At 66.1% G+C, this 20033-nt stretch carries 20 protein-coding genes; 6 read left to right on the top strand and 14 right to left on the bottom strand.

Annotated features, from left to right (window positions below; genetic code table 11):
• Positions 1-2 precede the first annotated feature (2 nt).
• Both ON04_RS11700 and ON04_RS11695 read right to left on the bottom strand, forming a co-directional pair.
• Entirely contained in the window at positions 3-1436 is a 1434-nt protein-coding gene (locus ON04_RS11700; protein WP_010541808.1) for an L-lactate permease, read from the bottom strand.
• 90 nt (positions 1437-1526) lie between these two features.
• Positions 1527-2030, bottom strand: a complete 504-nt coding sequence (locus tag ON04_RS11695; RefSeq protein WP_010541807.1) for a DUF309 domain-containing protein — start codon at positions 2028-2030, stop codon at positions 1527-1529.
• Positions 2031-2140: 110 nt separating this feature from the next.
• Here ON04_RS11695 and ON04_RS11690 point away from each other — a divergent pair, with 110 nt between their 5' ends.
• The gene (locus ON04_RS11690) at positions 2141-2581 is read left to right on the top strand and encodes a hypothetical protein (RefSeq protein WP_141564747.1); all 441 of its coding nucleotides are present in this window, start codon (positions 2141-2143) and stop codon (positions 2579-2581) included.
• On the top strand, positions 2578-2910 hold the full coding sequence (locus tag ON04_RS11685) for a transcriptional regulator (protein ID WP_010541805.1): 333 nt from the start codon (positions 2578-2580) through the stop codon (positions 2908-2910). Before ON04_RS11690 ends, ON04_RS11685 begins: the two co-directional genes overlap by 4 nt.
• Before the next feature lie 494 nt (positions 2911-3404).
• Here ON04_RS11685 and ON04_RS11680 read toward each other — a convergent pair whose 3' ends face one another.
• The gene (locus tag ON04_RS11680) at positions 3405-4865 is read right to left on the bottom strand and encodes an MFS transporter (protein ID WP_010541804.1); all 1461 of its coding nucleotides are present in this window, start codon (positions 4863-4865) and stop codon (positions 3405-3407) included.
• Positions 4862-5152, bottom strand: coding sequence for a hypothetical protein (locus tag ON04_RS11675; RefSeq protein ID WP_010541803.1), 291 nt, complete (start codon positions 5150-5152; stop codon positions 4862-4864). The genes ON04_RS11680 and ON04_RS11675 overlap by 4 nt, the downstream gene beginning before the upstream one ends.
• A 167-nt stretch (positions 5153-5319) precedes the next feature.
• On the opposite strand from ON04_RS11675, the gene ON04_RS11670 reads away from it, so the two are divergent.
• Positions 5320-6495 carry an RtcB family protein gene (locus tag ON04_RS11670; protein WP_010541802.1) on the top strand — a complete coding sequence of 392 codons (1176 nt, stop codon included), beginning with the start codon at positions 5320-5322 and terminating at the stop codon, positions 6493-6495.
• A 485-nt stretch (positions 6496-6980) separates the two neighbouring features.
• Here the strand turns inward: ON04_RS11670 and ON04_RS11665 are convergent, their stop codons facing one another.
• On the bottom strand, positions 6981-7457 hold the full coding sequence (locus ON04_RS11665) for a DoxX family protein (RefSeq protein ID WP_010541801.1): 477 nt from the start codon (positions 7455-7457) through the stop codon (positions 6981-6983).
• A gap of 60 nt (positions 7458-7517) precedes the next feature.
• Here ON04_RS11665 and ON04_RS11660 point away from each other — a divergent pair, with 60 nt between their 5' ends.
• Entirely contained in the window at positions 7518-7964 is a 447-nt protein-coding gene (locus ON04_RS11660) for a MarR family winged helix-turn-helix transcriptional regulator (RefSeq protein ID WP_010541800.1), read from the top strand.
• A 23-nt stretch (positions 7965-7987) separates the two neighbouring features.
• Here ON04_RS11660 and ON04_RS11655 read toward each other — a convergent pair whose 3' ends face one another.
• The 4 genes from ON04_RS11655 to ON04_RS11640 all read right to left on the bottom strand — a co-directional run bounded on the left by ON04_RS11655 (position 7988) and on the right by ON04_RS11640 (position 13160).
• Positions 7988-8575 carry a pyridoxamine 5'-phosphate oxidase family protein gene (locus ON04_RS11655; protein WP_010541799.1) on the bottom strand — a complete coding sequence of 196 codons (588 nt, stop codon included), beginning with the start codon at positions 8573-8575 and terminating at the stop codon, positions 7988-7990.
• Between the two features lie 9 nt (positions 8576-8584).
• Complete coding sequence (locus ON04_RS11650) at positions 8585-10963, bottom strand: ATP-binding cassette domain-containing protein (protein ID WP_010541798.1); 2379 nt, start codon at positions 10961-10963, stop codon at positions 8585-8587.
• A 71-nt stretch (positions 10964-11034) separates the two neighbouring features.
• Positions 11035-12747, bottom strand: coding sequence for an alpha/beta hydrolase (locus ON04_RS11645; RefSeq protein WP_010541797.1), 1713 nt, complete (start codon positions 12745-12747; stop codon positions 11035-11037).
• Positions 12744-13160, bottom strand: coding sequence for a hypothetical protein (locus tag ON04_RS11640; protein ID WP_029458309.1), 417 nt, complete (start codon positions 13158-13160; stop codon positions 12744-12746). Before ON04_RS11640 ends, ON04_RS11645 begins: the two co-directional genes overlap by 4 nt.
• Positions 13161-13257: 97 nt before the next feature.
• Between ON04_RS11640 and ON04_RS11635 the strand changes: the two genes are divergently transcribed.
• The gene (locus ON04_RS11635; protein WP_010541795.1) at positions 13258-13602 is read left to right on the top strand and encodes an RNA polymerase-binding protein RbpA; all 345 of its coding nucleotides are present in this window, start codon (positions 13258-13260) and stop codon (positions 13600-13602) included.
• 86 nt (positions 13603-13688) lie between these two features.
• Here ON04_RS11635 and ON04_RS11630 read toward each other — a convergent pair whose 3' ends face one another.
• From ON04_RS11630 to ON04_RS11620, 3 genes are read right to left on the bottom strand one after another with little or no spacing between them, the layout of a single operon-like run.
• Entirely contained in the window at positions 13689-14492 is an 804-nt protein-coding gene (locus ON04_RS11630) for a polyprenol monophosphomannose synthase (RefSeq protein ID WP_010541794.1), read from the bottom strand.
• Positions 14493-16109: an apolipoprotein N-acyltransferase gene (gene lnt, locus ON04_RS11625; RefSeq protein ID WP_010541793.1), complete on the bottom strand. Its 1617-nt coding sequence runs from the start codon at positions 16107-16109 to the stop codon at positions 14493-14495.
• The gene (locus tag ON04_RS11620) at positions 16109-17005 is read right to left on the bottom strand and encodes an amidohydrolase 3 (RefSeq protein WP_010541792.1); all 897 of its coding nucleotides are present in this window, start codon (positions 17003-17005) and stop codon (positions 16109-16111) included. Before ON04_RS11620 ends, lnt begins: the two co-directional genes overlap by 1 nt.
• A gap of 93 nt (positions 17006-17098) precedes the next feature.
• On the opposite strand from ON04_RS11620, the gene ON04_RS11615 reads away from it, so the two are divergent.
• Entirely contained in the window at positions 17099-18034 is a 936-nt protein-coding gene (locus ON04_RS11615; RefSeq protein WP_010541791.1) for a hypothetical protein, read from the top strand.
• Here the strand turns inward: ON04_RS11615 and ON04_RS16275 are convergent.
• Together ON04_RS16275 and ON04_RS11605 are read right to left on the bottom strand one after the other, a co-directional pair.
• Positions 18026-19234 carry a cobalt-precorrin-6A reductase gene (locus ON04_RS16275; protein ID WP_010541790.1) on the bottom strand — a complete coding sequence of 403 codons (1209 nt, stop codon included), beginning with the start codon at positions 19232-19234 and terminating at the stop codon, positions 18026-18028. The genes ON04_RS11615 and ON04_RS16275 overlap by 9 nt on opposite strands.
• Positions 19231-20010 carry a decaprenylphospho-beta-D-erythro-pentofuranosid-2-ulose 2-reductase gene (locus tag ON04_RS11605; RefSeq protein ID WP_010541789.1) on the bottom strand — a complete coding sequence of 260 codons (780 nt, stop codon included), beginning with the start codon at positions 20008-20010 and terminating at the stop codon, positions 19231-19233. Before ON04_RS11605 ends, ON04_RS16275 begins: the two co-directional genes overlap by 4 nt.
• Positions 20011-20033 lie beyond the last annotated feature (23 nt).

Genomic DNA, 20033 nt, shown 5'->3' with positions numbered 1-20033 from the left:
GATCACGCGAGGGCGAAAACCGCAGCTCCGAGCGTAAGGGTCGCCGCGAGGACGGCCGTCGCGAGCGTTCTGGTGACGCGGCCCGGGAGGCGGGTACGACCGGTCATCACCACGCCCACCGCCAGAGCGACGCGCGGGGGAGAGACAATGATCGAGAACGACCCGGCGACATTCTGCCCGGCCAGCGCGACGAGCGGATCGGCGCCCAGGCCTGTGGCGGCGCTGGCCGTGGCACTGGAAAACATGGCGGCTGAGCCGGTGTTGCTACCCGTGAGATAGCCGCCGAGTGCGCCGACAGCGGGGATGAACGCCAGTGACGTGGGGCCGAATCCCGTGGCTAGTCCGGCGAGATGGGCGGCCATGCCAGCGGTGGCCATGACGATGCCGATCAGCATGAACACCACCGCGTTGGCGGCGACCGCCGTCCAGGTTCTCAAAGCCGTGATGAGCAACCCACGCACTCCCTGGTCGGCGGTGGGGAACACTCGCAACGCGATGACCGCGGCCACAATCACCCATAGCGCGGGCGAGGCGGACCACGCGAGGGCGGGCGGGGAGCCTAGGACGTCGAGCGCAGCGGTAGTGCTGAGGATCCCGGTGAGGAGGACTGCGAACGGCATGCCGGCCCGCCAGAGGCCCCAGCTGACCGCGGGCACCGGGCCGTGCCGTAACCGGGCCGCCGCGAGCAGAAGTGCGATCACGGCAGCCGAGGCGATGACGCCGGCCGGGGGAGGCCCCACCAGCGCGTTGGCGGCGACGAGCGCGCCCCACTGGGTGGCCACGATGGCCGCGCACAGTGCCGCCAGTCGCGGGGCAGGGAGGGAGCCCACGACGACGACGAGGACAGTCGCCATGCTCACGACCAGAATCGGCAGGCTCAGTAGCGCGGACCAGTATCCGAGTTCCCCGAAGTCCTGCCCGCCCAGTTCGGCGGCCACCAGGGTGCCGGGCCCGAGTGAGCCCCACGGGACCAGGACCAGACCGAGCAGCCCCGAGACCACTGCCTTGACGGGGGACAGGCCCATGCGGACGAGCAGTGGCGCGGTGATCACCACACCCAGCCCGAAACCGGTGACCGACTCCATGAACGGTGTGAGACCGAAGACCAGGAGGAGAATCGCAGGTACCCGGTCATCGCTCGAGCCAATTTCTTCCAACCATCCGGCGATATGGTCGCTGGCGCCGGTGCCGGACAGCGCGGTGGCCAACGTGACGCCCCCGAGGAGGATCAGAGCGACCTCGAGGACCGTTGGTCCGAGCTGGGTGGCGGCGGTGATGATCTCGTCGTCGTCGGGCATGTAGACAGTCGCCGCCGCGATCACCGCACTGATCAGCCCGGCCGTCCCCGCCCGGATGGAGGGAACCCGCAGTGCAAGCAGTGCCAGCACCACGGCGATCGGCGCGAGTGCAGCACCGGTGTGGACGACCTCGCTCACCGCCCCAGCCTATTGTTGGCTCGAGCACGAGCTTGACGGCACTGGCTTGACGGCGGGGGAGCAGCTCGGATCCCAGGCACGGGCAGCCTGTCAGTGATCAGGACTATCAACGGCCAGACGTGGCTTCAATCGATCTGGCGCCGGAACGTCGCCCCGCTGTAGCTCGGCGGCGAGGTGCTCAGCGTACGAGATCAACCCGGGCGCATCGATCCCGTACGGGGCCGGAGCGGGGTTGAACCCGATACGCTCCGCGGCGCGCTCGAGCAGCGTCAACGCGCCCTTGATGTTGCCCCGCTGAACGTGAGTGATGCCGACAGCCAATTGGGCTAGGCCCTGCCAGAGCGTGCGTTCGGTGCCGGGGCAGCTCTTCCATGCCCCTTCGAGCACTTCGTGCGCATTGAAGGCGAGACCCTGATCTAGCAGCTCCTGCGCCCATTCCAAGGACTCGTAGGGCGTGAGTTCCAGATCATCGGGAATGCGCTCGACCCCGGGACTTCCTGGCGGGAGCGGGCGGCCCAGTTCGTCCCTCGGGCGCGAATTGCGCGCGCGCCCTTCAGCGTCACGATCTCGCTGCCTGCTGTCCGAGGTGTGCATGCGGCCATCCTCCCATCCGTCGCCGATGTCGCGCGCAAGCACGGAATAGGGAGCTCACGCATTCGGCCGGCTCCTTTTGTTCCTGACGGCAGTACCTTACGGTTTCGTCTATGGAAACGAGGGGGACCGGGGAAGTGGGGATCTCTCCGCGCGAGGCGAAGGCGGCGCTCCAGGCGGTCTTGGAACTGTCCGAGTCGGTGTCGTGGGTGCCTCGCCGGTGGCCGGCTGTGGTGCTGGGCATGGTGTACGCGTTTACGGGCACGGTCGCCGTATGGGAGCGATATCCATGGTTCGTGGCCGGTCTAGCGGTACTCGGCGTTCTTCTCCTGGCGCTTCGCCGACTGTTGTTCAACCCGCTCGTGCGGGTGCGCCCATGGCAGCATTTGGACAAGCTGGCGGCGACCGGTGCATGGGGGCCGGCCTTGTGGGCCATGTGGATTCCGGTGGCCTCGCTCGTCTCGGACCTGCCGACGTGGGTGGGTCCCGTGGTGGGGACCCTGGCCGGGATTCATACCTATTGGATATTGCGGCAGCTCGGTGATCGCCGGTGACCGCGGGGATCGATCCGGTCATCCGTCCGATCGACCGCCTGAGTATCTGTACTGTTTTGGATTCGGCTGGGGCGACGGAGGATGAGCGACGAGCCGACACGGAGATGAAGTTCGGTGTCCTTCGTGACCTCATCGGGCTCAGCGACGCCGCCCTGACCAAGCAGCTCGGAGTGCTGGAAACTCACGGGTACGTACGCCGGGTTCGGGAGTACGGATCCACCCGTGCCAAGGACAAAGTGTGGGTGTCGTTGACTGCTTCTGGGCACCGTGCGTTGCGTGCACATCTGGCCGCCCTTCGGCAGATCGCGGACACGGTCCATGAGATCTGACATAGCGATCACGTCCTTTCGCCACTGCCCACATTCATCCCGTTCTTCTCCACGGCGCTGATAGTCGCCCGAGCAGAACGGTGATCGCTCCAGTCGCGACCACAACGCCCGCCGGTGTGAGTATGCCGGGCCAGAAAATGACCGGCTCGTCTTGCTCGCGGAGGGACAAGGGTAAAAAGGCGACGGTAATCAGTAGGCTCACGACGGTCAAGACGAGCAATGGCCTGAGTGAACGCTCCCAGAAAACCACACTGGTTGTGGTGGCCGTTATTAAAACAATCGCTACAAGGGTCACGATCGCGTAGAGACCATACAAGCTATCGGAGACATCTCGGGACAATGCGATATTTGAAATGCCCACTACGCATGCCAAAGGGAGTGCTGTTCCATAACCGGCAAGCAGAGTTCGGTTCCGATTGTGCAAAACTGCGCTAACAGCCCTCAATCTTCTCCCAGCCGATCCGCAGATTCGTTCGGCCCCTTTTTCTAGTTTGTCACTTGTCCTCTGCTTCTGCTGCGGTCAATGGCATGGCGATATCTTCAAGGTTGGCGCGCTCGGATTTAACGCCGAAGAAGACCTCGACCAGTCCGGCCAGAGCCATGACGGCGGCGCCGACGAAGAAGGCGATTGAGACCAGACCGCGGTCGCCGGATTCGATGAGGTTACCGAAGAGCAGGGGACCGCTAATCCCACCGACAGCGGTGCCGATGGCGTAGAAGAACGCGATCGCGAGGGCACGGGTTTCCATCGGGAAGATTTCACTGACCGTGAGATAGGCCGCGCTCGCTCCGGCGGAGGCAACGAAGAAGGTCGCCATCAAGAGCGCCATGAACAGCCAAAGATTTTCCGAGCCGGAGAGCATCACGATGGCCAGTATTGCTGCCAGCACTGCGGACCCGACGTAGGTGCCGGTGATCATGGGTTTACGGCCGACGGAGTCAAAGAAGTGACCCAAGAGCACAGGGCCGGCAAAGTTAGATATTGCCCACAGTGCGATGAAGTACGGGGTCGCACCGGATGCGACGTCGAAAAACCCGTTAAGAAGAGTGCCGAGGTTAAAGGTGACGCCGTTGTAGAGGAAGGCCTGCCCGACGAATAATGAGAACCCGAGGATCGCCCGCTTGGGGTACAGCTTGAAGGCGACCTTGGCGATCTCGCGGAAGGGGATGGCCTTGCGCTGACGGATGGTCAGCGAATCCTCCGGCTCAGGAAGGTGCTCCCCGGTTTCCTGTTCCACCGATTTCTCGATGCCTGAAACGATGCGTTCCGCCTCGTCTTCCTGACCGTGGATGAACAACCAGCGGGGGCTTTCGGGGACGTTTCGCCGGACAAAGAGTACGAAGATGCCCAGCACGGCGCCGAGGCCGAACGCGAGACGCCAGCCGAAGTCGATGGCGAAGATGTCGGTGTTGAGCAGCAAGACCGCACCGAGCCCGCCGAGTGCGGCCCCCAGCCAGTACGAGCCGTTGATGATCAGGTCAACGCGACCTCGGACGCGAGCGGGGATCAGTTCGTCGATCGCCGAGTTGATGGCTGCATACTCTCCGCCGATGCCCGCGCCGGTAAAGAAGCGGGCCAGATAGAAAAACCAGGGCGCAAAGGCGAACGCGGTGGCCACTGTGGCGATGAGGTACACGGCCAGCGTGAGAATAAACAGTTTTTTGCGTCCGAAGCGATCGGTGAGTTGTCCGAAGAACAAGGCACCCAGACAGGCGCCAACGATGTAGATCGCTCCGGCCAAACCGATCTGGGCGGCGTTAATCTCGATGCCGGATCCGGCCTCGGTCAGACGGGAGGCGACGCTGCCGACCATCGTGACCTCGAGGCCGTCCAGGACCCAGACGCCGCCCAGTCCGAGGACCACCCGCCAATGGAATTTAGACCACGGCAATCGGTCCAGTCGCGACGGCACCTGCGTTGTGATAGTGCCCAACTGCACGCTTCCTGAGCTCATGATGACCTCTTCTCGTCCGGAAACTTGAGCTTGCGCCACAGCCGGAGCGGCAGTAGCCCGATCAGAGGGGCCCTTCTCCCCATGTCATTGGAGTCACGCCGATCAAACGCTTCCGCAAACCGTTTTGCTTCTTCGGCGCTTGGATATGTCTTCTCACCGCCGATATCGCAGCCGCGGCTGCACGTCCACCGCATAATGGCGCCGTCCGCGGTAAAGCGGTAGTCGTGCCCGAACACCACACACCCCAGCGGACGGGTGCCGGGGGAGGACTCCGACAATTCACGCATGTGTCGTCTCCTTACTGGATTCCCCCACGATAAGACCCCAATCCAGTTTCGCAACCGCTCTGCTGGCGCGAATTCGTATCGGATCTTCCGACTACGGGGCGAGTAGGGCGCTCCGCCTTGATCAGCTGGCTGGCTCTGCCCACGGCCAAACCTGGGACAATGATCTTATGGTCGTTAATCTCGCTCCGAATGTACTGTCCTGGGCGTCAGCCATCGACGAGAGAACCGTCGATCAAGCGGTGGCCCTCGCGCGATTACCGATTATCTACCCCCATATCGCCTTGATGCCGGACGCACATGCGGGGAAAGGGTCCGCGGTAGGCACTGTTATCCCGACCGTCGGGGCGGTGATCCCCGCCGCTGTCGGAGTGGATATCGGCTGCGGGATGGTGGCCGCCCGCACTCGGTACACACAGGCCGACCTCCACCGCATAGATCTCGTGGAATTGCGTGACCGGGTCGAGAGCGCGATACCGCTGTCTCCCGGGAACTACAACCGAGCCGTGCACTACAGCCACACACGTGCCCGGGTTCACGAGCTTGAGGCCCTTGCCTCAGCGAATCACGTCGACTTGACCCATTCGCCGAAGTGGCGAGAGCAGCTCGGGAGCCTGGGCGGCGGGAACCACTTCATCGAGCTCTGTCTCGACGAGTCCGGGGCGGTGTGGTGCTTCCTGCATTCCGGAAGCCGCGGTGTGGGCAACAAGATCGCCCAGAAGCACATCAAGATCGCCCAGTCCCAGTGCGCGCAGCAGGGGATCCGACTCGAGGACCGTGACCATGCGTACCTCGAGCAGGGCACCGCGGAGTTCACGCAATACCTCGCGGAATTGCGGTGGGCACAGCGGTTCGCCCGCCTTAACCGCGACGAGATGATGGATCGTTTCCTCGTTCAGCTGGCTCGGCTTTTCGGCGACCACGACGCAGGCGAAGCCGAACGCGTCAACTGCCACCACAACTACACCGAGCGTGTCGAACTCGACAGCAGGGAAGTGTGGCTCACCCGCAAGGGGGCGATCGATGCCACCCGCGGGCGAATGGGGTGCATCCCGGGTTCGATGGGGACGCGCTCATACATCGTCCGCGGAAAAGGAAATGCCGCCGGACTGTTCTCCGCACCGCACGGTGCCGGCCGGCGGATGTCACGCACCCAAGCCAAGAAGCGATACACCGCAGCCGACCTCGACAAGTCCATGGAGGGGATCGTCTACCGGCCCGGCGATGCGTGGGTCGACGAGATCCCGGCCGCCTATAAAGATATCGATCAGGTGATGGGCGACGCCGCCGACCTCGTAGAGATCGTGCACACCCTTCGGCAGGTCATGAACCTCAAGGGGACGTGACTTTCGCGACCGGTGGAAGAGTCGGCGGTGGCCTCAGTGCCGTCGCATCGGCGCGGGGCGGATGCTGGCCGGGCACCACACGTAACACGTAGGGGTTTACTTTACATAATGTAGATTATCGGCACTTGGGGAACGTGCAGCGCGCAGGGTGCAGGATCCAATGGTGCGTTTCGTTCCGGACATCTGGCATCGCTCGGGCGCCGAGTGGATTCTCCGGGCGCGTACCGCCGATGACCGCTAGCGCCCACCCGTTGGGATTGTGCATCGGATTGCAGTAATCGACGGCATCGTCGATGTGCGTGGACGCACGCTGCACGCTGCATTGTGGGCATCGGATCGGATCGGATCGGATCCGATCGTTGCGGCGTGATGTGCCGAGCCGTCCGCCGCCGACAGGCCCCGGGGTGTCGCTACCCGACCGCCGGAAGCCCCACCGCATAACGTCACCGTGACGTTATGAGGTGGGGCGGGAAGCTGTTGCCGAATCAGTTCCGGCGCGATCGAAGCTGGCGCCAAGCGCCGGTGGTCGAAAGTGCCCATGCCACGAGTGCGGGCTGAAAGAACAATCGGATGAGTCGGGCTCGATCGGAGTCCAGGCCGAAGGCGTCTGTGCCCGTGACGTACTGTGAGATGTTCCCTGGGAAGATCGCGACGAAGAACGCCGCCGTCACACCACCCACAGCGGGCCTGATTCGGGCCGGCGCCAGGATCAACGACGTTCCGAGCGCCAATTCGACGACGCCGGAGCTCACCACAACGAAGTCCGTATCGAGCGGAACCCAGGTGGGTACCTGTGCTTGGAACTCCTCGCGTCGGTTGGTCAGGTGGCCGGTGCCCGCAGTGATTAGCGCCGCGCCGAGGAGGGCCCTGCCGAGATGGCGGGCGGTCTCGCCCGCCCGCTTTCTGCGCGTCGAGGGCGTGTGGTCTCCGGAGGCCGATAGATGCTGTGGTGGTGTCTTCATGGCATAAGCATTGCGCACAACTTGATTGTGCGCAACTGGAATCTGCGTAATACTTGGGCTATGGACTCTGAACTCCGTCTGGACCACCAGGTCTGCTTTGCGCTCTACGCCGCTTCCCGGGCGTCCACCTCCGCATACCGCCAGGCCCTATCCTCGGTGGGATTGACCTACCCGCAATACCTCGCTCTGCTCGCCCTGTGGGAAGAGGACGGGTTGACGATCCGCCAACTAGGAGAGCAGCTCCTCCTCGATTCGGGGACCCTCTCCCCCCTTGTGGCGCGGATGGAGTCCGCCGGGCTGGTCGCCCGGTCCCGCTCGACGGACGACGGACGTAGCGTCCGTATCCATCTGACCGAGGCCGGTCGCGACCTGCGAGAGCAGGCGGAAAGTATCCAGTGTTCGTTACTGGACAGGCTGACTCTGCCAGCAGAGGATCTTGTCCGGCTCCGTACACTCGCGCAGCAGTTCGTGGCGTCACTCGACGGTGCCGAGCAAGCGACGGCCTAGGCCTGGTCGTACCCGCGCGTTACTTATTCCTGCGTCCGCTGGTCTTCGAGCTGACGGCGGTAGACCGCGGTCAACTCGTCGATGTAAGTGCGGTCCCAGCGGGGCGTGATGTGCTTGCTGCAATTAGCGTCGGCCGCGACCAGATCCACCACGAACACGCGCTCCACCCGGCCGGTGTACTGCTTCTCCCCCATCTTTCTGAGTTCATCCACGAGTCCGGGATCGGAAGCGGGCTCGATAATCCGAGCGTGGCCGAATACCTTGAGGCGGGTTCTTGTGGGGTAGTCCACGAAAAACAGGCACACGCGATCGTTGTGGTCCACGTTCCCGGTGGAGACGTACTGCCTGTTGCCGGGGAAATCGGCCCATGCCAGCCTCGTTGGGCTCGACACGTGCACGAAGCCGGCCGGACCCCCGCGATGTTGCACGTACGGCCATCCGGACTCGGTGACGCTGGAGAGAAAGAAATGGTCTGCACGCCGAATCAGTGCGATATCCGTGGTCTCCAATTCGAAGTCGCCCAACTCGCGAGGGTGGTTCACGCCCACAGTTTCCTGCCGGGCGCGGGCGGCCATACCGTACGCGATCTCCGGGTACTGGTTAACAGCCATCCGTCAACATTAATCGACGCCTAGTCGACTCCCCCGTCGAGTGGCGTCGATGTACCGCGACAGGTGCTGGCCGGTTACCGTCGCAGCGTCAGCGACCAATTGAGCGGGCGTCCCCTCGAACACCACCCGGCCGCCGTCGTGGCCGGCCCCCGGCCCGAGATCGATAATCCAGTCCGCGTGCGCCATCACCGCCTGGTGGTGCTCGATCACGATCACCGACTTCCCGGAGTCCACCAGTCGATCGAGCATCGTCATCAGGTTCGCCACGTCGGCGAGGTGGAGGCCCGTCGTCGGTTCGTCGAGGACGTAGACCTCGGCCTTCTCTGCCATCTGTGCGGCCAGCTTGAGTCTCTGGCGCTCGCCGCCGGACAGCGTGGTCAGCGGCTGGCCGAGACGAACGTAACCCAATCCCACGTCGAGTAGCCTGACCAGAATCTTATGCGCGGCCGGGATCGTCGCCTCTGACGCGCAGAAGAATTCCTCCGCCGCCGCGACGGACATCTCAAAAACCTCGCTGATGTTCAGGCCGCCGAATCTGAACTGCAGAACCTCCGCTTGGAACCGCCTCCCCTCGCACTCGTCACAGGTGGTGGAGACTCCGGCCATCATGCCCAGGTCGGTGTAGATCACGCCCGAGCCCTTGCACGTAGGGCATGCGCCCTCGGAGTTCGGGCTGAACATGGCCGGCTTGACGCCGTTGGCCTTGGCGAATGCTCTACGAATGGGCTCGAGAAGGCCGGTGTAGGTCGCAGGATTACTCCGGCGCGAGCCACGGATGGCCGTCTGGTCAATTGCCGCCACGCCGTCCCGTGGAGACACCGAACCGTGGATCAGTGAGCTCTTGCCCGATCCGGCCACACCGGTGACCACGCACAGCACGCCGAGGGGGACGTCCACGTCCAGGTTCCGTACGTTGTGGGCGTTGGCGCCTCTCACCTCTATCACGCCGGTAGAGGTGCGGACGGATTCCTTGAGTGATGCCCTGTCTTCGAGGTGTCGACCGGTGACGGTGCTACTAGTGCGAAGGGCATCGACGGTTCCCTCGAAGCAGATCTCGCCGCCCTCGGTGCCAGCTCCCGGGCCGAGATCCACCACATGGTCAGCGATCGCGATCACCTCCGGCTTGTGCTCCACCACCAGAACAGTGTTGCCCTTGTCCCGCAGGCGCAGCAACAGCCGGTTCATGCGCTGAATGTCATGCGGATGCAGCCCGATCGACGGTTCATCGAACACGTACGTCACATCGGTCAGCGCGGAGCCGAGGTGCCGGATCATTTTGACGCGTTGGGACTCGCCACCCGACAGCGTTCCAGCGGAACGGTCCAACGACAGGTATCCGAGCCCGATCTCGACGAACGAATCCAGGGTGTGCTGCAGGGACCTCAGCAGCGGCGCCACGGAGGGGTCGTCGAGGCCGCGCAGCCACTCGGCGAGCTCGGTGATCTGCATAGCGCAGACGTCGGCGATGTTTACCCCGCTGATCCGGGAGGCCCGGGCGCCCTCGTTGAGCCGGCTACCGCCGCAGTCCGGACAGGTAGTGAACACGACGGCCCGCTCGACGAAGGCCCGGATGTGGGGCTGCATCGACTCGATGTCCTTGGAGAGCATCGACTTCTGAATCTTGGGGATGAGGCCTTCGAAGGTCACGTTGATGCCGTCGGCTTTGATTTTAGTGGGCTCGAGACGCAGCAGCATGTGCATCTCATCGTCCGTGAACTGCGCGACCGGCTTGGTCATGTCGAAGAATCCGGACCCTGAGTAGATCCGCCCGTACCACCCGTCCATGGAATAGCCGGGGACCGTGATCGCGCCCTCCGACAGGGATCTGGACCGGTCGACCAGGACGTCCTCGTCGAAGTCAGACACTGTCCCCCGGCCCTCGCAGCGGATACACATGCCGCCGGTGATCGAGAACTCGGCCTTCTGTCGGGTCCCGTCGGCCTTTTTCAGGGTTCCGACGCCGGACGCCGAAGCGACGTTGAACGAGTACGCCCTGGGGCCGCCGATGCTCGGTTGCGCCAGGCGGCTGAAGAGAATGCGCAGCATAGCCCCGGTATCGGTGGCCGTGCCCACCGTAGACCGGGGATCTGAGCCCATCCGCTCCTGATCCACGACGATCGCAGTGGTCAGTCCGCTGAGGACGTCCACCTCCGGTCGCGCGAGTGTGGGCATCAGGCCCTGGAGGAACGCGCTGTACGTCTCGTTGATCATCCGCTGAGACTCGGCGGCGATGGTCGCGAAGACCAACGAGCTCTTCCCGGAACCAGACACGCCGGTGAACACGGTCAGTCGACGCTTCGGTAGCTCCACGTCCACCGATCGGAGATTGTTCTCCCGTGCGCCGAGGACGCGGATGACATCGTGCGTGTCTGCGGTGTGGGTGCTCATCGCTGGTCTCCTCGTCTGCGCGGTACAGCGCAACGGTAGACCGCCGTCGGCGACGTGGCGGGAAGTCGGACTCAGCCGCGGTCCTGTTCCTCCATGGCTTTGGCATGTGCGCCGGCGAACCGCTGGAACTCGTCGTCGTCCCACCCAGGTCTTCCCGTGGCGGATGCCCACCCGTCGAGGATCTGATGGTCGTAGAGATGCCCGTAGCCCTGCGATCCACCGATCGCGTTTCCGAGGTCGGCGGTCACTTGGAAGAAGGTCAGGACCGGCATGTAGATCATGCCGGGGTGCCGGCCCTTCCCTGGCGGCTCCGCTAACCACGCCGGGCGGTTCAGCAGCAGGTCCGGCGTCCACCACACCACCGGGTCCGTCGCGTGCTGGACGTACAGCACGTGCGGCGGGATCCACGGTGTGTCATCGCTTCGGAACTCCGCCGGATCTTCCCAGAACCGCACGAGTAGGCCGTCGGCATACACTGGTTCGGTCACCGGTGTTCCCGGATCGCGTCGATCCACCAGCGAGCGCCAGATGCGGTTGGAGTGAGGCGGGCCCATCCAGAGCACGCCGTCCACGGTAGAGCGGATGTCGCGAATTCCCGAGAATGCGGCCTCCCCGGCCTGAGTTCCCAGGCTTTCGCCGTAGACGTAGACCTTGGGGTGCGGTCGGTCCGGCGGTAACGAGTCACGCCACGAGATCACGGCCTCGATGAGAGATGCGCCCGCGGCCTCGGCCTTTTCGCGATCCGCGAGAAACGAGATCCAGCTCGGCAGGTAGGAATACTGCGTTCCTACAATCGCCACATCGCCGGCGGAGAGTAGCTCGATGGCCTGCGCCGCATTGGGATTGATCCAGCCGGTTCCGGTGGTCGGAGCGATCACGACTGACTCGCGTTCCCACGCCCGGGTGCGGTCGAGCTCGTCCACCACGAGCTGGGACCGCTCGTCGTCGGTGGGGGCCGATTCCAAACCTGCGTAAGCGCGGATGGGTTGGCGGGCCTCCTCCCCCAGGAGCTCGCTCAGCCGGTCCCGGTTGAGCCCGCCCGAGACGAAACGCCGGCCCTGCAATCCGAGCTCCGCGAAGTCCACCAGGGAATCCGGGCTCCCCGAGCGTTCGGGCACTGTCGGCTGGCTCGCGCCCTGCAGGTCCTCATCGTTCTGAACACTGAAGATCCGGTTGGCACCCTCGAAGAACAGTCGCGGGACAACACCCTGGACGATGCCCAGGAGCAGCGCTGAAACCACTACGACCCCGGTGACACGAGCGGTGTACTCCCCTACGTTGAACCGTCGGCGGAGCGATCGGACGAATCGCCGGTACCCGGCCCGGAGAAGGCGCGTCGCCACGACCAGGCCGAGGAAGACGGCCAGGGCCACCCACGGAATGCGCATGTAGTCGGCCCATGGTGGGCGAGGCGATCCCACGAGGTCCGAGACCTGGTCCTGCCAGCGGATCGCGGTGGACGTGGCGGTGATGAGGTATACGACCAGGACATATGGTGCAGAGAGCCGGGCGAACTTCAGCAGTCGGTCGCTCAGCGCCAAGACGTCGGGGTGCAGTCTGATCCTCGGTGCCGCGAAACGTTTCCAGATCGTCCTCACCGCGACGCCGAGTCCGTAGCCCACGGCCATCGCCGCGCCGGTGACGAGGCCCTGGTAGTACCAGGACCGCGGTACCAGGGAGGGCATGAGCGAGACCCAGGCCTGCAGCGCGGCCACGATCAGGCCCGTGACAGACAGGCGCCACTGCTCCCACCACTTGCGAGCAAGCTCGATGGCTCGCGTCATCGGAGTCGTTCGGCCCGGCGGGCGGCCGCGACGAGGTCATCCGACATCCGTTTGAGCTCGGCGGGCTCCTCCCCTTCGGTGATGGCCGTGTTGAGGTCCTCGCAGGCACATCGCAGCTGGAACATCCGGTCCATCAAGTCGGCCGATTCGGACTCTGTGAGTACCACGGTGCCCTCGGGCAACTCCTGCATCCGCAGGGATCGGCGTTGCTCGTAGGCTCGCTGCCGACAGGAGCGGCGGCAGTACCGACGGCGCCGTCCGGTGCCCCCCTCGTTGACAGGACGACCGCACCACGCGCATGAGGCCTCACCCCTCCGGGGCGGGGCCTCGTCGGCTCGGACATCGGATTCCACGCTCGTCAGAGTACCCAGACCGCCCCCGGAGTACCCCGCGACACCGGCTCGTGGGAACATTTCGGGGTTCCCGTGGCGTTGACACTGTTAGGCACCACGCAGCGTCTGCCTTGATCCGCAGGGATCGGCGCAGACGGACACGGCAGAAGGAGTTCGCATGGCAGATCGAGTCCTCAGGGGAAGCCGCCTCGGTGCGGTGAGCTACGAGACCGACCGGGACCACGACCTCGCCCCGCGCCGGCTCGCCCGGTACCAGACGGAGAACGGTGAGGTCTACGAGGTTCCGTTCGCTGACGACGCGGAGATCCCCGGCACCTGGATGTGCAAGAACGGCCAGGAGGGCCAGCTCATTGACGGCCCGGCGGTCGAGGTCAAGAAGGGCAAGCCGCCGCGTACCCACTGGGACATGCTGCTCGAGCGCCGCTCGTTGGAGGAGCTCGAGGAGTTGCTCAAGGAACGGATGGACCTGCTCAAGAAGCGTCGCCGCGCGGGAGCGCGCTGACGCCAGCGTCGGCCCGCCGCCACCCACCACGAGAGAACGCCGCGGCCCCTGTGCAGGGGTGCGGCGTTTTTCGCGTGTCCGCCCGCTCAGTGGACGGGATCAGTACCCGATCGACGCCCGAAGAGAGCCGCGAGTTGTCGTCGACGCTTCTCCCAGCCCCACCGCGCCACGTTCACGGCGGCCTCGCGAAAGATGGACTCGCTCATCTTGGACTGCCCGACCGTGCGTTCGGTGAAAGTGATGGGCACCTCCGTGACCTCACGGTCGTGGCCGAGGAGCCGCCAGGTCATGTCGATCTGGAAGCAGTAGCCCTTGGACTCGATCGCGTCGAGGTCGAGTTCGGCCAGCGCATCCGCCCGGTAGGCCCGGTAGCCCGCAGTGATGTCCTTGATCCCCACGCCCAGCATGATCCGGGAGTAGACGTTGCCGCCACGGGAGATCACATGGCGTTGCCACGGCCAGTTCTCCACGGCGCCGCCGGGGACGTAGCGGGAGCCGATCGCGAGGTCCGCGCCGGCGTCAACGGCGTCCAGCATCGCTGGTAGTCGCTCTGGCGGGTGGCTGCCGTCGGCATCCATCTCCACGATTACGGTGTAGCCGCGTTCGAGGCCCCATCGGAAGCCCGCAATATAGGCGGCCCCCAAGCCCTCTTTACCCTTGCGGTGCAGGACACTGATCCGACCCTGTGGGTCCTCGGCCGCGAGCTGGTCCGCCACCCGGCCGGTGCCGTCGGGACTGTTGTCGTCAGCGATGAGGACGGATACGTCGGGTGCTGACGCGAGTAACCGCTCCACTACGCCGGGCAGGTTGTCGCGCTCGTCGTAGGTCGGGATGATCACCAAGGTGCGCGCGGAAAGCGCGTCGCCAGCAGGTGTCGTCGGGTCGGTCACTTACGTCTCCTCGTGGTCGGTCGCGGGCCGGCGCCGGGTGTGGATCAACGCCCATGCCAGTCCGACGAGTCCGAGTAGACAGCACACCGCCTGCGGGATGCCGCCTAGTCGGGTTGCCACTGTACCGGCCCCACCAACCTCGATTTGCGCCGCCAACACCGCGGGTTCGAAGATCCCGGTCTCCTGCTGCACAGTTCCGTCGGACTCGATGATCGCGCTCACCCCACTGGTGGCGGAAATCACGACGGGCACGTGGTGTTCCACAGCCCGCACCCTGGACATGGCCAATTGCTGGTACGTCATGGGAGAGCGGCCGAACGTGGCGTTGTTGGTGGGGACGGTGAGAATCTGCGCGCCTTGGGCGACCGGCACGCGCGCAGCGGAGTCAAAGGCCACCTCGAAGCAGATCGCCACGCCCAGATTCACGCCCCCCGCGTGGACGAGTCCGTCGCCGTCGCCGGGGACGAAGTGTCCGGCGCTGCGCGCGATGGGGAACAGCTTCTCGATCGGCGCGCGCAGGGGTAGCCATTCGCCGAACGGTTGGATGAACCTCTTGTCGTGACGGTCGGTCACAGGGGTGCCGCTGTTACCGTCCCAGACGAGATACGAGTTGGTGGCTTCACGCTCCTGCCCGGTCGGAAGAACGGTTCCCACGAGAATCGGGGCGTCCAGTCGTCGGGAGAGCATGCTGATCTGGGCTCCGGCGAGCCGGTCGGAGATCGGCGAGATGTCGGAGGCGTTCTCGGGCCACAGCACGAGGTCGGGTGGAGCGGCGATGCCGGCGTCCACCTTGTCGGCGAAATCTGCGGTGACCCGCAGGTGGTTGTCCAGGACGGCGCGGCGCTGGGCGTTGAAGTCCAGTCCGAGGCGGGGGACGTTCCCCTGAACCGCCACCATGTTGACGGTCTCGCCGCCGCCCGTGACCTCGTCCGCCTGGCCGTCGCGCGAGGATGCGAGTGCAGCGGAGGCGGCGGTTCCGGCGACGGCGACCACCAGGACTGCGCAAAGCCGGATGACCTGCCGGCCTCCAGAGCGAGTGCGACCGTCGACGATCAGCACCGCGGCGATCCCCAGGGCGGAGCCGATCGCCGCCACCACGAAGCTCAGCAGGGGCACACCTCCGACCCCGGCGAGATCGAGAAACGGCCCGTCGGGCTGCCCGAACGCCAGTCGGCCCCACGGGAAGCCTCCCCATGGCCAGGATGACCGGATCCATTCCCACAGCGACCACCACCCCGCGATGCCGACAGTGGCGCCCACAACTCGCGACCCGGCGCGTACCCCGTGGTCGAGACCGGCGCGCAGGATCACGGTGGCACCGGCGCCGAACGCGGCCAGGTAGAGCGCTTCCACCACAGACAGGCCCCAGGCGGCGTAGGCGCCCACGTAGAGGCCCACCCACGGAACCAGCAACAGGAAGAACACGAGCCCGGCCACGAACCCGAGCAGTGCTCCCGTCCGCGCCCGTGGCGCGGCTCCCCAGAGTGGGGAGAGGACGACGACGAGAAGCGCGATCGCGGGAAGCGCCGTCCACCACAGACCGACCGGAGGGAACGAGATGGCGAGGAGCGCGCCGGCAGCGGCCGCTCCGAGGAGCCGCGTGAGGAGTGGGATCACTACGCGGGGCCGGCGGGCTGGCCGTCCACCACGAGCCCCCGGAGTACGGGGTCCGGGCCGGTGAGGTCGGGCATGGGCGGCACCCCTGAGCGGGGATCGGTCGACCACCGCTGGACGGCGTCATCAGCGGCGACCACCGCGAGTTCGCCGGTTTTCCAGCGGGCGAACGTCGCAGTGGAGCCCGGGGTGAGAGTGCCCTCGGAGCCGTCGCGCGCTCCTGCTGCGCGTCGGGCACCACGGGTGGCGGAGGTGAACGCTGCTCGAGGAGACAGTCCGCGACCACCGGGCACAGAGGTGAGCGCTCGCAGCGACTCCCAGGGTCGGACCTCGTCACCGTTGTGCGACGACGCCGCCAGGGTGACCCCGGAGGCCGCGATGCGCACCAGATCGATGCCGGTGAGGTCGTCGACCAGCGGCCGCAGCACCACCACGGTGCCCACCGCCGCGAGCGCGGCCAGCGTCTGATCGTCGATCACACCGGCGACGCCGACGAGTACTGGCGTGCATCGGGCGACGGCCGGGCCGCCGAGCTCGCGGGCCAGACTGCTCAGCTCGGCCGACACCTCGACGGGATCGGTGCCGGCATGCAGAACCACTCGCTCCCCCGCCCGGACACGGTCGGCGATCCGCTCGGGGCCATGGGGCTCGGGTAGGTCCGCAGGGATCACGCCCCGGGCTGCCATCGCGGTCGCGTCCAGCCCGGCTGCCAGACACTCGACGAACGCGGGCGCCACCCAGTCGCCTTCGAGGTCCACCCGTTCGGCTTCGGGGAAGAGCGCCGGCCCGGGAGCGTCGGATCCCGCCCACGCCACAACGCCGTTCTCGTACGCCAGGGCGGTGGCGTCACGTGAGGCGGGGGTCAGGACACGGCCACCGCTGGCCAGGAAAGCGGTCATGTGCCCGATTATGGCGCACGATCGGGACCCGGCCGGTCCGGGGTGAGCCGGCCCCTCACCCGGTGCGCCGGGACACGCCTAGGCTGAGACCCCATGAACAGCGCGCACCCTCACGACGACTCCACCCGCGGGCAGGGCGCAGTACACGTCCCCGGAGGTCGATTGCTCCCGGATCACTGGACCGGCCTGGCCGCACTGGCCTCCGCGCATCGTGCCGATATCCAGATCACGCCCCGGGGCGGGATGCGGATCTCCAGAGACGGCGGCGCCGCCGTACCTGCCGCAGAATTCGCCGCTGCGGGTCTTCCCGCAGGCCTTGCCGATCCACGCGCCCGCGACATCCTCGCCTCGCCCATGGCTGGTCGACTCCCCGGGCATCACGATCTTGCCGATCTGCCCGAAAGGCTCGCCTCGGCGCTCCTGGAACACGCCTCCGAAACCGGCCGGGGAAGCGACGTCCTGTTCGGTCTCGACGACGGTTCCGGCGACGTTCTCGCGCACTCCCCGGACCTGGCGGCGGCGGTGGCATCCTCGGAGCACGTACGGATCCACGTGGCTGGGCGGGACGTGGGATTCCTGGCTCCGGCGGAGGATGCGGCGACCGTGCTCGTCGAGGTGGCGATAGAATTCTGGACAGAGTCCTACGGGGGTGAGAGGATGCCGGTTTCGGGGCGGATGCACGACGTCGTCGTCGACCTACTGGGCTCACACCCGTTGACCGCGTCTGCCTTCTCGGATGCCGGCAGCACTACGTCTGTAGACGAGCGACCGGTCGAGGCGCCACGCGTCGGGTGGGTGGACACATCCGATGGACTGGTGAGTCTGTTAGCGGTGGTCCCTCACGGGCTCGTACCCGCGCGACTCGCCGAGTTTTTGGGCGCGATCGAACGTCCGAGCACCATTTCGGCGGACAGGGTGATCGGACTCCACGAACTCACTGAGGGCATGGCCGAACAAGTGGTCCGCGTGCTGGCACCCATGGGGATGATTTTCGACGTCGACTCGCCGTGGGCCACAGGCTCAGCGTGAACCGAAACGTCCCACCAACCAGCGGGCGGCCTCGTCGACGGAGTGCACCGTGTCCGGAGCCTCCGGGGAGCCAGGTCGCTCGACCATCACCACGGGGATGTGCAGGTCCCGCGCGGCCTCAAGTTTGGCCTCGGAGCTCTCTCCTCCGCTGTTGCGAGTGACCAGCACATCGATCCGGTGGCGCGACATCAGGGTCCGCTCGGATTCCACACCGAACGGACCCCGGTCCAGCACCAGGAGGTAGCGGTGCGGGAGTCGTCCCGGAGGCGGTTCGGCGCAGCGGATCAGGTAGGAGCCGCGGGCATCGTCGGCGAACGCGGTGGCTCCCAGCTTTCCCACTGTCAGCATCGGTCGGCGAAAACGCCCGCTCACCTCGGACGCCGCGGCGCCCATATCCGGTACATGGATCCACTGGTCGCCATCCTGCGCCGTCCACGGGGGGCGGTGCAGGCGCAGCAGCGGTATTCCGGCGGCGCGGCTGGCGTCGATCGCCGACCCGGAGATCTCCGTAGCGAACGGGTCGGTTGCGTCGATCACCGCGCTCACGGCGTTCTCTCGCACCCAGCGTGCGAGTCCTTGGGTGCCACCGAACTCGCCGATACGCACTTCGCCCCGTGGCAGCCGCGGACGCGAGACCTTCCCGGCGAGCGAGGTGACCACGTCGAGCCCGGCGGTCACCAGGAGATCGGCCAACCTGCGCGCCTCACCGGTGCCACCCAGTATGAGGATGAGGCCGGGAGTCTCGGTGGAGGACGCCCGCTGCGAGACGGCGCGACTCGCGGCGGTCGGGGGTTGAGCCGGGGGCTGACTCGGTGACTCCGGCGCGGCGGGGGCGGGGATACCCGGGACGAGTTCCCAGTCGATCTTCTCGGCATCGAGTGCCCGGGTCAGCGTCATCAGGGCTGGATGCTGAGTGGGATCGCCGGGGTACAACTGGACGACCCTGTCCCCGCGCCCTACGGCCGCACGGATGTTTGCCACGGCGTCTTCTGTCGGCATGGCGGTGGTGTCCACCACCAGCGCGGTGGGCGAGCACAGAGCCGTGATCTGCGGCGGGACGGGGCCGTGCTCGTACAGGCACGTGCCGCTGACGGCGATCAGCCGAGATGCACGGACGGTCAGTAGATCGACTGGTCCCGGCCCGACGCCGACCAGGTGGACCTGTGTCGGCTGCGTGCCCGGTGCGGGCGTACTGCTCACCGCGGCATCCGCCGCCAGATCGGCTGGGGTACCGCTCGTGCGACGGCGAACATCACCCGCAGCTGCCACGGGATCCACACGACGCCCGCCCGGCGGTCGAGAATCCGCTCCACCACGGCGTCGGCCACTTGGTCCGGGGTGGATGAGAACGGTGCCGGGTCCATGCCCGTGGTCATCCGTCCGATCACGAATCCGGGTCTGGGGATCACCAGTGTGACGCCTGTTCGGTGGAGGGCGTCGGCCATGCCGGAAGCGAAGCCGTCGAGACCCGCCTTGGCCGAGCCGTAGACGTAGTTGGCGCGTCGGACCCGTTGGCCGGCCACAGAGGAGAACGCCACCAACACGCCGCGGTGGCGGGACTTCATCCGCTCGGCCAGTTCGGTGAGCAGCGCGGCCTGGGCCACGAAATCGGTGTGCAGGATCCGGGCGGCTGCCCTCGCGTCACGTTCGGCCAACTCTTGGTCGCCGAGGATCCCGAACGCCAGTACCGCGATGTCTATCGGCCCGATCCGTAACTCCACGTCGTCCACCACGTGAGCGTGGGAGTCGAGGTCGTCGGCGTCGAAGTCCACCAGTTCCACAGCGACCGCGCCCGCTGCCATCAGTGGGGCTGCAAGAGTCGAGACGTCGCCGCCCGGACGGGCCGCCAGCACGATGGAGCGACCGGGGGCGAGGCGATGGGCGACGGCCAGACCGATCTCACTTCGACCGCCGAACACCACCACGACCTCGCCGCCGGGTGTGGGCTCGGAGGACGGGGTTGCGGGTGTGGACATGCGACCAGTCTCCCACGCACTCT

Origin of the sequence: Dietzia alimentaria 72, from assembly GCF_000226215.1 — a bacterium.
Lineage (GTDB): Bacteria > Actinomycetota > Actinomycetes > Mycobacteriales > Mycobacteriaceae > Dietzia > Dietzia alimentaria.
Note: the sequence above shows the minus strand (reverse complement) of the source record. Positions and strands in the feature narration are given on the sequence as shown.